Origin of the sequence: Achromobacter sp. UBA4530 (genome assembly GCF_002388205.1) — a bacterium.
Lineage (GTDB): Bacteria > Pseudomonadota > Gammaproteobacteria > Burkholderiales > Burkholderiaceae_B > Achromobacter > Achromobacter animicus.
In genome coordinates this window covers 223,512-235,091 of sequence record NZ_DGMA01000002.1, presented here as the reverse complement: position 1 = coordinate 235,091, position 11,580 = coordinate 223,512, and the positions used below count along the sequence as shown (strand labels likewise).

Below are 11,580 nucleotides of genomic sequence, written 5' to 3'. Positions count from 1 at the left end.
TTCAATACTTGGCGGAGAGGGTGGGATTCGAACCCACGGTACGGGGATACCGTACGCCTGATTTCGAGTCAGGTACATTCGACCACTCTGCCACCTCTCCGTGGCTGGGTTCCGCATCGGTGAAGTTTCGGTTTAACAAGACTTCACTAAAAGATCCCTGGTCGGAAGGATCTTCGTTGTCGGAGCAGCGAAGCCCGCAATTCTACAGGATTTTTTTCTTTTGTGTAAAGGGGTGAAAAAAAGAACGGGTAAAAGGACCACAGCGGGTTTCATCCGGCTTTCAGCCGGCGCAATCTTTGGCCAGAATTCACCCCATTCCGCCCTCTGCGCATTCCATGGACCTCATCCTCATCCTTCTGCTCGCGGCCGTGCTTTGCGTGCCCATCACGCAAAGACTGGGGCTGGGCGCCATTCCGGGCTACCTGATCGCGGGCGTTCTCGTCGGACCGTCGTGCTTCAAGCTGGTCACGAACGTGGACACGATGATCGGCGTGTCGCAGTGGGGCGTCGTGATGATGCTGTTCATCATCGGGCTGGAACTGTCGCCCAAACGCCTGTGGGCGATGCGCAACGAAGTCTTCATCCTGGGCACCCTGCAGATGCTGGTCTGCGGCCTGCTGCTGGGGGTGGTGTTCGGCGCGGCGCTGCGGCATCTGGCGGGCATGGAGTGGCAGGCGGCGGTGTTGTGCGGTCTGTCGCTGGCGCTGTCGTCCACGGCGGTGGCGCTGCGGTTGCTGGACGAGCGTCAGTTGACCCGCACGCCGCTGGGCCGATCGGCGCTGGGCGTGCTGCTGTTCCAGGACATGGCGGCGATTCCGATGCTGGTCGCGGCCGGATTGCTGGGGTCGGACGGGACCTCCGCACCGTCCTTCAAAGAAGCGCTGGTGGCCGTGGCGGTCGTGGCGCTGGCCTACCGGCTGCGTCTGCTGGGCTGGGCGGCGAAGGCGGAATTGAACGAACTCTTTACCGCCGCGGCGCTGCTGATGGTGGTGGGCGCAGCTCAATTGTTCGACTACGCGGGCCTGTCGGCGGGCCTGGGCGGATTCCTGGTGGGCGTGTTGATGGCCGAGTCGCGCTACCGGCATGAACTGGAAAAAGCGATCGACCCGTTCAAAGGGTTGCTTCTGGGCCTGTTCTTCGTGGCCATCGGCATGTCCATCAACCTCAAGGTCGTGGCCCATCACTGGATGTTCATCTGCGCGGGCGTCGCGGCGTTGCTGGCGGTGAAGGCCGTCATCCTTTATGGATTCGCGCGCTTTCTGGGGCTGCCGCGCTATCACCGGCTGCTGTTTGCGCTGGTGCTGGCCCAGGGCGGCGAGTTCAGCTTCGCCATCTTCAACGAAGCCTGGGACAACCATCTGGTGAACCTGGAGCAGCGCGACGTGCTGTCGGTGATCGTCGCGGTGTCGATGGGCGTGGTGCCGGTGCTGATCAAGGTGCTAGAGCGCGTGCCGGAGAAATACGGCGGCATGGCGGGCCTGCCTGTGACGGACGCGTTGCCGGTCACAGACACTGCGCCGTCTGCCGACGCCGCGCCGTCGTCCTCCTCGGACAAGCCGCCCACCGCTTGACCCCGCAGCGGGTAAGGGCATGGCATGATTGGCGGCTTGCCGGGCAGCTACACTTGAAGCCCGTTTCGTTTCCCCACGCCAGCTCACAGGAGAAAGCTCATGCTCAAAGGAAAAGTAGCGCTTGTCACCGGTTCCACCAGCGGCATCGGCCTGGGTATCGCCACGGCCTTCGCCGAGCAGGGCGCCGATATCGTCCTGAACGGTTTTGGCGACGCGGCCGAAATCGAGAAGCTGCGCGCGGAGCTTGCCGCCAAGCATGGCGTGAAGGTCATCTACGACGGCGCGGATCTCTCCAAGGGCGCCGCTGTGCGCGAGCTGGTCGAAAACACCGTCCGCCAGCTTGGTCGCATCGACATCCTGGTCAACAACGCGGGTATCCAGCACACCGCGTTGATCGAAGACTTTCCGGCCGAAAAGTGGGATGCCATCCTGGCGCTGAATCTGTCCGCCGTGTTCCACGGCACCGCCGCCGCCTTGCCGCACATGAAGAAGCAGGGTTCGGGCCGAATCATCAACATCGCGTCCGCGCACGGCCTGGTGGCATCGGCCAGCAAGTCGGCCTACGTGGCCGCCAAGCATGGCGTCGTGGGATTCACCAAGGTCACGGCGCTGGAAACGGCCGGGCAGGGCATCACCGCCAACGCCATCTGCCCGGGCTGGGTGCGCACCCCGCTCGTCGAAAAGCAGATCACCGCGCTGGCTGAAAAGAATGGCGTGGACCAGGAAGCCGCTGCCCGCGACCTGCTCAGCGAAAAGCAGCCGTCGCTGCAATTCGTGACGCCGGAACAACTGGGCGGCACCGCCGTGTTCCTGGCCTCGGACGCCGCTGCGCAAATCACCGGCACGACCGTCTCCGTCGATGGCGGCTGGACGGCGCGCTAAACAAGGAATTTCTGAATGCTGTTGTTGCTTTCCCCCGCCAAGAAGCTGGACTACGACTCGCCGCTGCACGTCGAGACGCATACCCAGCCGATGTTCGTGGATCAGGCCGCCGGCCTGATCAAGGTCCTGAAGACCAAGACCGCCGAGGACATCTCGGACCTGATGAGCCTGAGCCCGGCCCTGTCCGAGCTGAATGTCCAGCGCTACGCGCACTGGAAGCGCAGCTTCACGCAGGCCAACTCGCGCCAGGCCGTGCTGGCCTTCAACGGCGACGTCTACGAAGGCCTGGACGCCGCCACCCTGTCGGCCAAGCAGCTCGACTGGGCGCAGGAGCACGTTGCCATCCTGAGCGGCCTGTACGGCGTGCTTCGCCCGTTAGACCTGATGCAGCCGTACCGCCTGGAAATGGGCACGCGGCTGGAGAACCCCAAGGGCAAGAACCTGTACGAGTACTGGGGCAGCACCATCGCGGACTACCTGAACGAGCGCCAGGCCGGCCAGAAGTCGCCGGTCGTCATCAACCTGGCCTCCGAGGAATACTTCAAGTCCGTCGATCAGAAGGTCCTGAAGGCGCGGGTGGTGCAATGCGTGTTCCAGGACTGGAAGAACGGCGCCTGGAAGATCATCAGTTTTCACGCCAAGCGCGCGCGCGGCCTGATGGCGCGTTACGCCATCCAGCACAAGGTTGCCAAGCCGGAAGGGCTGCAGGGGTTTGATCTGGAAGGCTACGCGTACGACGCGTCGGCGTCGTCGGCGGACAAGCTGGTGTTTCGCCGCAAGCTAGATTGACGAAGTCGGCGGCGGGGGAAGGTGTCAGACACCTGGTTGGGACCTCGCCCTTTCACAAAAAATGCCGGCCTGGCATCTCCGCCAGGCTGGCATTTTTTGCCCGTCGAATCGACGAACGGCGGCTTACGACGCCGCGGCCGCCACCGGCGGCGCATGCAGCGGATCGGCCAGCGCCTGCAGTTCCTGGCGGATCATGTGCGTGGCCTTGAGCATCTGCTTCACGGGATAGACCAGCGCAGCCTGATCGCCCGCAGTGTCGAACTGCGTGGGCAGGTCCAGCGGCACGCGCGGGCTGTTTTCATCCAGCAGCACGGTCATGCCGTCCAGCGCCTGCCGGACCGGCTCGGGCGTGGCGGGCAGCGCCGCCAGAATCGGAATTGCCGCGGTAATTTGCGAGGCCAGCACGTGGTTCTGGATCAACAGATTGTTCAGCTCCGGCACGTCCACTTGATGCGACTTGGGCTCGCTCATCATGCGGTAGAACGCCTCGGCGAAATTGCTGAAGGCGATGTGCACGTTCTTGCGCGCCAGGCGCCAGGCCAGGTCGGCATCGGTGACGGCGGGCGTGTCGGTGGCAGCCGCGCCCACGGGGGCGCCGTGCGCCTGCATGGCTTCGACGTAACGCAGGCCGGCCAGCAGATACTCGCGGTTGGCGCGGGTTGCGGCCGAAGCCAGCGGCTTCAGGTAACGCGCCTCCCACCACGGCAGGATGTAGCTGCAGACCAGCGCGAGCGCGCAGCCCAGCAGCGTGTCGATGGCGCGTTCGCCGATCACCGACATGGACACGGTGCCCGGCGACACGAAATGGAACACCAGCACCACGAATAGCGTATTGAAAATGGCGCTGGCCATGTAGTTGAGCTGCACCATGCTGTTGCCCATGATGCAGGCGCCCAGCAGGACGGCGAACAGGACGCTGGGCTCGTCGGTCACGTTGAACAGCAGCAGCGCGGCGATGCAGCCGATCAGGGTGCCCATCAGCCGCCAGCCATTGCGCTGGCGCGTCAGCGCAAAGCCAGGCTTCATGATGATGACGATGGTCAGCATGATCCAGTAGTTGTGCGCCGAGAACTCGGGCGATAGCCAGCGGCTGGCCAGCGTCATGGCGATCGCGGCAGCGGCCGTCACGCGCAGCGCATAGCGGAAGTGCGGGGAATCCAGCCGCAGGTTGCTGGTTAAGAGGCCAAAGCGGAATTCCTGGCGCGAAATGAACCGCGTCAGCGACTTGTTGATGCGCAGCACGTCGGTGGGCTTGGCGTCGGGCGAGGCCGCCGTGTGATCGGCCAGCCGGTCCACGATGCGCGCCGAATTGCGCAGGCGCCGCAGCACCTGCACTATCAGCGCCAGCATCTCCGGGTCGCGTTCGCCCAGGCCTTGCTGCTTGAGTTGCTCGATCTCGTACTCGATGGCGCGTAGCTCCGCCTTGGCGCTGCTTCGGTATTGCACCTTGCGACCGCGCGACACGTCCAGCGCGATGCGGTTCAGTTCCAGCGACATCTTCACCAGCGCGTCGCGCATGAACATCAGGCAGTCGTTGCCGGCCAGCGTGCGGCGCAGCGCGGCGTAGTCGGTATGCGTGGCAACCAGCGTGTCCAGCAACTGCAGCATGTCCACGAACATGTTCCAGATCATCACGCGCTGGCGGTCGCCCAGGCCTTTGCCGCGGGGCAGGGCGCGCAGCACCATGTCGCGGGCCGCCTGGTGCTTTTCGGTCATGACGGACTGGCGTTGGATCAGGTTTCGGTAGGCCTCGTCCAGATCGGCGGTTTCGTCGTAGAAGTTTGCGCGCGCGGCCACGTAGTCGGCGGTGGCAAACAGCGCGACGGACATGGCCTGTTGCTCTTCACGCAGCCAGAACAGGCGCGAAAACCCCAGGCTGAACGCCACATAGAACAGCGCGCCGCCCAGCGTGGCGGCGGCATGGGCCAGCACTTCTTGCGGCGCCAGCGGCGAGTGCATGGTCAGCGTCATCAGCAGAAGGCCCGCAAAGCCGATCAGGCCGCCGCGCTTGCCGAACACGGTGAACATCGAATAGACGAAGCACTGCGCAATGACGGCCAGCCAGATCAGCACCGGATGCGAGGACGCCAGCCCCGTGATGATGACGGTGATCGTGCCCAGCGCCGCGCCGCCCAGCATTTCGTTGGTGCGGTGCCGCTGCGGACCGCCCGGCTGGTCGATGATGGCCAGGCATTGCGCACCGAAGGTCGCTACCAGCCCGGTCGTGTAATTGCCGAAGAGGCCGCCCAGCACCAGCACGGGCAACAGCATGCCGACCCCCTGGCGCACCCCTCCGAAGAAGTAGTGGCTATAGAGAAATCGGCGAATGCTGGCAATGCGTAAATCCATGGGCGGCGGCTCGGTTCTGGACGACGCAACAAGTATAGAGAGGGCATCGCGTGTTTTGGGGCCGGATAGTGACCGAACCTTCCACGCAACGGTCGGCAAAAGCCGATTTGCCACCTTTGACGCAACGCGGTAAATTGCTCCACTTGCTTCGGTCTGCCTATCCGATACCGGAGCGTTGATGCGAACGGCCAGGGTCACATCCCAGCCGTTGTGCAGCAAGTCTCACCTGCCGTTGGCCGCGCCACAAGCGTGTGTTGCCAAGGCTTCCATTTCGACCTCCAGCGTCCCCCAGGGGCGTTTGCACTGCGTTCTGTCGAGCGTGTGCCGGGTCGGCAAGGTGTCCGGGTGGCGTGGCTCCGTGAGCCGCTAAGCGCCGGATCATGTTGTCGTAACCGGTATGGGTTCAGTTGCCGCCGTATCCGGGCGCGCAGCAGTCAGGGTTGCAGGGCCGGTTTTGAAAGGAACTACAACATGGAAATGAATGGCGCCGATATCGTCGTGCGCTGCCTGGCCGATGAAGGCGTGGAACACGTTTTCGGCTACCCTGGCGGCGCGGTGCTCTACATCTACGACGCAATCTTCAAGCAAGACAAATTCCAGCATATCCTGGTTCGTCACGAGCAAGCTGCCGTGCACGCGGCCGATGCCTACTCGCGCTCGTCGCAAAAGGTCGGCGTCTGCATCGTGACCAGCGGTCCGGGCGTGACCAATGCCGTCACCGGCATTGCCACCGCCTACATGGACTCCATCCCGATGGTCATCATCAGCGGGCAGGTGCCCACTGCAGCCATTGGCGAAGACGCTTTCCAGGAATGCGACACCGTCGGCATCACGCGTCCCTGCGTCAAGCACAACTTCCTTGTGCGCGACGTGAAGGACCTGGCCGAAACCATGCGCCGCGCGTTCTATATTGCGCGCACGGGCCGTCCCGGTCCGGTGCTGGTGGATATCCCCAAGGACATCACCGTCGCGCAGTGCAAGTACGTGCCGCCCAAGGGCGAGATCTCGATGCGTTCCTACGCGCCCGTCAACAAGGGCCACCAGGGACAGATCAAGAAGGCCGTGCAGATGCTGCTGGCCGCCGAGCGCCCCATGATCTACACGGGCGGCGGCGTCATCCTGTCGAACGCCGCGCCCGAGCTCAACAAGCTCGTGACGCAACTGGGCGCGCCTTGCACCAGCACCCTGATGGGTCTGGGCGGCTTCCCGGCCAGCAGCGGCCAGTTCGTGGGCATGCCCGGCATGCACGGCACGTACGAGGCCAACATGGCCATGCAGCACTGCGACGTGCTGCTTGCCATCGGCGCCCGCTTCGATGACCGCGTGATCGGTAATCCCAAGCACTTTGCGCAGAACGCCCGCAAGATCATCCATATCGACATCGATCCCTCGTCGATCTCCAAGCGCGTGCGCGTGGATGTCCCGATCGTGGGCAACGTCAAGGACGTTCTGGCCGATCTCAGCGCGCAGTTCGAGATCGCCGCCGCCGAGCACAAGCCGGCCTCGCTCGCCAAATGGTGGGACCAGGTCGAGACGTGGCGCGGCAAGGAATGCCTGAAGTTCGCCAACTCGGACGAGGTCATCAAGCCGCAGTACGTGGTGGAAAAGCTCTGGGAAGTGACCGGCGGCGACGCCTTCGTCACCTCGGACGTCGGTCAGCACCAGATGTGGGCCGCCCAGTACTACAAGTTCGACAAGCCGCGCCGCTGGATCAACTCCGGCGGCCTGGGCACCATGGGTGTGGGCCTGCCGTACGCCATGGGCGTGCAGATGGCCAATCCGGGCAAGGACATCGCCGTGATCACCGGCGAGGCCTCGATCCAGATGAACATCCAGGAACTGTCGACCTGCCACCAGTACCGCCTGACGCCCAAGATCGTCTGCCTGAACAACCGGTTCCTGGGCATGGTGCGCCAATGGCAACAGATCGACTACGGCTCGCGTTATTCCGAGTCGTACATGGATTCGCTGCCCGATTTCGTCAAGGTCGCCGAGGCCTATGGTCACGTGGGCTTGCGCATCGAGCGTCCCGCCGACGTCGAACCGGCGCTGCGCGAAGCGTTTGGCAAGCACAAGGAGCGCCTGGTCTTCCTGGACTTCATCACCGACCGCACCGAAAACGTGTGGCCGATGGTCAAGGCCGGCCGCGGGCTGACTGAAATGCTGCTCGGCTCTGAAGACCTGTAAGGAGGCCCCGCAATGAAGCACGTGATTTCCGTCCTCCTCGAAAACGAACCCGGCGCGCTGTCGCGCGTGGTGGGCCTGTTTTCGGCGCGGGGCTACAACATCGAAACCCTGACCGTGGCGCCCACCGAGGATTCCACGCTGTCGCGCATGACCATCGTCACGACCGGTTCGGACGAGGTCATCGAACAGATCACCAAGCATTTGAACCGCCTGGTCGATGTCGTGAAGGTGGTGGACCTGACCGAAGGCGCCCACATCGAGCGCGAGCTGATGCTCGTGAAGGTGCGCGCCGTCGGCAAGGAACGCGAGGAAATGAAGCGCATGGCGGATATCTTCCGCGGCCGCATCATCGACGTCACCGACAAGTCCTACACCATCGAATTGACCGGGGTGCAGGAAAAAGTACAGGCCTTCCTCGAGGCCCTGGACCGCAGTGCCATCCTTGAAACCGTGCGCACCGGCGTGTCCGGCATCGGACGCGGTGAACGGATTTTGAAGATTTGACCGGCCTTCCAGGCCTGCCTCACCCTACATCTGAATCAAACGAATATCCAAATACTGGAATCTGGAGCACAACATGAAAGTTTTCTACGACAAAGACTGCGATCTGTCCCTCATCAAAGGCAAGACCGTTGCCATCATCGGCTACGGTTCGCAAGGTCACGCGCACGCGCTGAACCTGCATGAGTCGGGCGTGAAGGTCATCGTCGGCCTGCGCAAGGGCGGCGCCTCGTGGAACAAGGCCGCCAACGCCGGCCTGGAAGTCAAGGAAGTCGCGGAAGCCGTCAAGTCGGCCGACATCGTCATGATGCTGCTGCCCGACGAGAACATCGCTTCGGTCTACAACAACGAAGTCCACGGCAACATCAAGGCGGGCGCCGCCCTGGCGTTTGCCCACGGTTTCAACGTGCACTACGGCCAGGTCGTGCCGCGCGAAGACATCGACGTCATCATGATCGCCCCGAAGGCCCCCGGCCACACGGTGCGCAACACGTACAAGCAGGGTGGCGGCGTGCCCCACCTGGTGGCCGTGTACCAGGACAAGTCGGGCGCCGCGCGTGACGTGGCCCTGTCGTACGCCAGCGCCAACGGCGGCGGCCGTGCCGGCATCATCGAAACCAACTTCCGCGAAGAAACCGAAACCGACCTGTTCGGCGAACAGGCCGTGCTGTGCGGCGGTACCGTCGAACTGATCAAGGCCGGTTTCGACACGCTGGTGGAAGCCGGCTACGCGCCCGAAATGGCTTACTTCGAGTGCCTGCACGAACTGAAGCTGATCGTCGACCTGATCTACGAAGGCGGCATCGCCAACATGAACTACTCGATTTCGAACAACGCCGAATTCGGCGAGTACGAAACGGGCCCGAAGATCGTCACGGACGAAACCCGCAAGGCCATGCGCCAGTGCCTGACGGACATCCAGACCGGCGAATACGCCAAGAAGTTCATCCTGGAAAACGCCGCCGGCGCCCCGACCCTGACCTCGCGCCGCCGCATCAACGCGGAATCGCAGATCGAGCAAGTGGGCGGCAAGCTGCGCGCCATGATGCCCTGGATCGCCGCCAACAAGCTGGTGGACAAGTCCAAGAACTGATCCCCACGGCAGGCGGGGCGCGGCCCCGCCCGTCAGGATCGAAGCGGCATGCCTTTCATGGGCATGCCGCTTTTTTCTTATTTTTTGGCCTTTTCGCAGCCATTTGGGCGCTTTGGCGCCAAATGGGGACGGGCATGATCCTTGCTGTAGCCCGCAAGCAGGGCCAGATAGGTTAACCTTTCAAAGTCCGTCGTAAGTTATTGAGACCATGCCCAATTTTTCCATGCGCGATTCCGAGAACCGCCACCGGAGCATTTACCTGCTCCCCAACGCGTTCACCACCGCCGCTTTGTTTGCCGGGTTCTACGCCGTTGTGCAGGCCATGAACGACCGCTTCGAAGTCGCCGCCATCGCCATTTTTGTCGCCATGGTGCTGGACGGCATGGACGGCCGGGTGGCCCGTCTGACCAACACGCAGTCCGCATTTGGCGAGCAATACGACTCGCTGTCCGACATGACGTCGTTCGGTGTGGCGCCGGCGCTGGTCATGTATGAATGGATCCTGAACGACCTGGGCCGCTGGGGCTGGCTGGCGGCTTTCGTCTATGTGTCCGGCGCGGCGTTGCGGCTGGCGCGTTTCAACACCAATATCGCCGTCGTGGACAAACGTTTCTTCCAGGGATTGCCCAGCCCGGCCGCAGCTGCGCTGGTGGCGGGTTTCGTCTGGCTGGCCGTGGACAACAAACTGCCCATCCATGACAGCCTGATGGCCTGGGTGGCGTTCACGCTGACCATGTACGCCGGCATCACCATGGTGTCGAATGCGCCGTTCTTCAGCGGCAAGAGCTTCGCCCTGGGCCGCAGCGTGCCGTTCTGGGGCATCCTGCTTGTCGTTGCGGTGTTCGTGTTCGTGTCCAGCGATCCTCCCGTTGTCCTGTTTGGCCTGTTCGTGCTGTACGGCCTGTCGGGCTGGGTCACCTGGCTGTGGCGCTGGAACAAGGTGCGCCGTCTGCAGCAGGAGCGACGCGGTCATTCGTCCTGACGTCCAGACGCCGCCAACAAAAAACCCGCCATCGCAGAGATTGGCGGGTTTTTTGTTCCGGGTGGTGCTACCAGAAGTTGAACCGGTCGTCGTCGTACATGGGGTCTGGTCCGGGGTGGAAGTGGGTGACCTTGCTGCCGTCGCGGCTCATGTACACGTACATCAGGGAATTCCAGACGCTGTTTTCCTTATAGCGATACGACCAGACGACCTCGCGCTTTTCGCCCAGGCCAGCCTGTTCGATACGAGCTGGCGGGCCGAACTCGCAGCGCACCCGATCCGGCCCCCAATCTCCGGTCTCCAGCACTTTGAAGTGCGCGTCGGTCAGAAGCGGCATCACCCGGTCGACCCGGCCATCGGGGCCGACGTTCGCGCCCCAGGCGTACTGGCCCATGGGCTGCTGCGTCCAGATCACCCGGCGGCCGCCATTGGCCTGGGGGCATTCGAAGTTGGGCGCGCCGAACTGCGCCTGAACTTGCGAAAGCGGGGTGCCGGGCGGCACCTCGGTCATGTTGGCGCAGGCGGCCAGTCCGGCCAGTGCGATCGAGGCCAGGGTCACGCGGGCCGTTCTGTATAAGCTGATCATGTCCATGCTCCTTCGGGTGCGCACTGCGGCTTGGCCGGCCCTCGCGGCGGGCCCGGTCTTCTTGCTGGGGTAATTCTAGCGAATCAGCTATAATCGCCGAGCTTTATCAAATGTATTGATTCTGCAAGATCCTTTGCGCCAGCCGCCGGCGGCTTGTCGCAGTACCCGCAACATGGCGCCAAGCCTCATGTGCCGGTCCTGCCCGATCCCGCCAATGGCAGCAGTGAGAAAGCGAATTCAAGCCTGGCTCGCGCAAAATTTTCCAAACCACGTCAGGGCGCCTCGGCCCTGTCGCATGTCCGAAGAGGTCATCAATGTCTGTAGCTGACATCAAGAAATCCGATATCGTTGCGCAATTCCAACGCGCTCAGGGCGATACCGGCTCCCCCGAAGTTCAGGTGGCTCTGCTCACCGCCCGTATCAACGAGCTGACCGGTCACTTCAAAGAACACATGAAGGATCATCACTCGCGCCGCGGTCTGCTGCGTATGGTCAGCCGTCGCCGCAAGCTGCTCGACTATCTCAAGGGCCGCAATCCCGATTCGTACCGCGCACTGATCGAAAAACTCGGTCTGCGCAAGTGATCGACGGGGCTGGCTCCCCATGACGCAACCGTGGTCGGTGCGACGCATGTCGCAGC

10 protein-coding genes and 1 tRNA gene are annotated in these 11,580 nt (G+C 63.1%); 8 read left to right on the top strand and 3 right to left on the bottom strand.

Going from position 1 to position 11,580, the window contains the following annotated elements:
• Positions 1–9 precede the first annotated feature (9 nt).
• Positions 10–100: transfer RNA gene (locus B2W22_RS01660), tRNA-Ser, on the bottom strand.
• A gap of 235 nt (positions 101–335) precedes the next feature.
• Between B2W22_RS01660 and B2W22_RS01655 the strand changes: the two genes are divergently transcribed.
• The 3 genes from B2W22_RS01655 (at position 336) to yaaA (ending at position 3,242) form a co-directional block, all read left to right on the top strand.
• Positions 336–1,571, top strand: a complete 1,236-nt coding sequence (locus B2W22_RS01655; protein ID WP_175184160.1) for a cation:proton antiporter — start codon at positions 336–338, stop codon at positions 1,569–1,571.
• Between the two features lie 99 nt (positions 1,572–1,670).
• The gene (locus B2W22_RS01650) at positions 1,671–2,453 is read left to right on the top strand and encodes a 3-hydroxybutyrate dehydrogenase (RefSeq protein WP_175137238.1); all 783 of its coding nucleotides are present in this window, start codon (positions 1,671–1,673) and stop codon (positions 2,451–2,453) included.
• A gap of 15 nt (positions 2,454–2,468) precedes the next feature.
• Positions 2,469–3,242 carry a peroxide stress protein YaaA gene (gene yaaA / locus B2W22_RS01645; RefSeq protein ID WP_175184162.1) on the top strand — a complete coding sequence of 258 codons (774 nt, stop codon included), beginning with the start codon at positions 2,469–2,471 and terminating at the stop codon, positions 3,240–3,242.
• Between the two features lie 123 nt (positions 3,243–3,365).
• On the opposite strand, the gene B2W22_RS01640 is transcribed toward yaaA, so the two are convergent.
• Positions 3,366–5,591, bottom strand: coding sequence for an FUSC family protein (locus tag B2W22_RS01640; protein WP_175123111.1), 2,226 nt, complete (start codon positions 5,589–5,591; stop codon positions 3,366–3,368).
• A 417-nt stretch (positions 5,592–6,008) separates the two neighbouring features.
• Here B2W22_RS01640 and B2W22_RS01635 point away from each other — a divergent pair, with 417 nt between their 5' ends.
• The 4 genes from B2W22_RS01635 to pssA all read left to right on the top strand — a co-directional run bounded on the left by B2W22_RS01635 (position 6,009) and on the right by pssA (position 10,354).
• On the top strand, positions 6,009–7,778 hold the full coding sequence (locus tag B2W22_RS01635) for an acetolactate synthase 3 catalytic subunit (RefSeq protein WP_279971975.1): 1,770 nt from the start codon (positions 6,009–6,011) through the stop codon (positions 7,776–7,778).
• Positions 7,779–7,790: 12 nt separating this feature from the next.
• A complete protein-coding gene (gene ilvN / locus B2W22_RS01630; RefSeq protein WP_006223608.1) occupies positions 7,791–8,282 on the top strand; it encodes an acetolactate synthase small subunit in 492 nt (163 codons plus the stop codon).
• 73 nt (positions 8,283–8,355) lie between these two features.
• Positions 8,356–9,372, top strand: a complete 1,017-nt coding sequence (gene ilvC, locus B2W22_RS01625; protein ID WP_056568560.1) for a ketol-acid reductoisomerase — start codon at positions 8,356–8,358, stop codon at positions 9,370–9,372.
• A gap of 208 nt (positions 9,373–9,580) precedes the next feature.
• Positions 9,581–10,354, top strand: a complete 774-nt coding sequence (gene pssA, locus B2W22_RS01620; RefSeq protein WP_105237630.1) for a CDP-diacylglycerol--serine O-phosphatidyltransferase — start codon at positions 9,581–9,583, stop codon at positions 10,352–10,354.
• Positions 10,355–10,421: 67 nt separating this feature from the next.
• Here pssA and B2W22_RS01615 read toward each other — a convergent pair whose 3' ends face one another.
• Entirely contained in the window at positions 10,422–10,940 is a 519-nt protein-coding gene (locus tag B2W22_RS01615; RefSeq protein ID WP_175123109.1) for a hypothetical protein, read from the bottom strand.
• 314 nt (positions 10,941–11,254) lie between these two features.
• On the opposite strand from B2W22_RS01615, the gene rpsO reads away from it, so the two are divergent.
• Positions 11,255–11,524, top strand: coding sequence for a 30S ribosomal protein S15 (gene rpsO / locus B2W22_RS01610; RefSeq protein ID WP_006223612.1), 270 nt, complete (start codon positions 11,255–11,257; stop codon positions 11,522–11,524).
• The last annotated feature ends 56 nt before the right edge of the window (positions 11,525–11,580 follow it).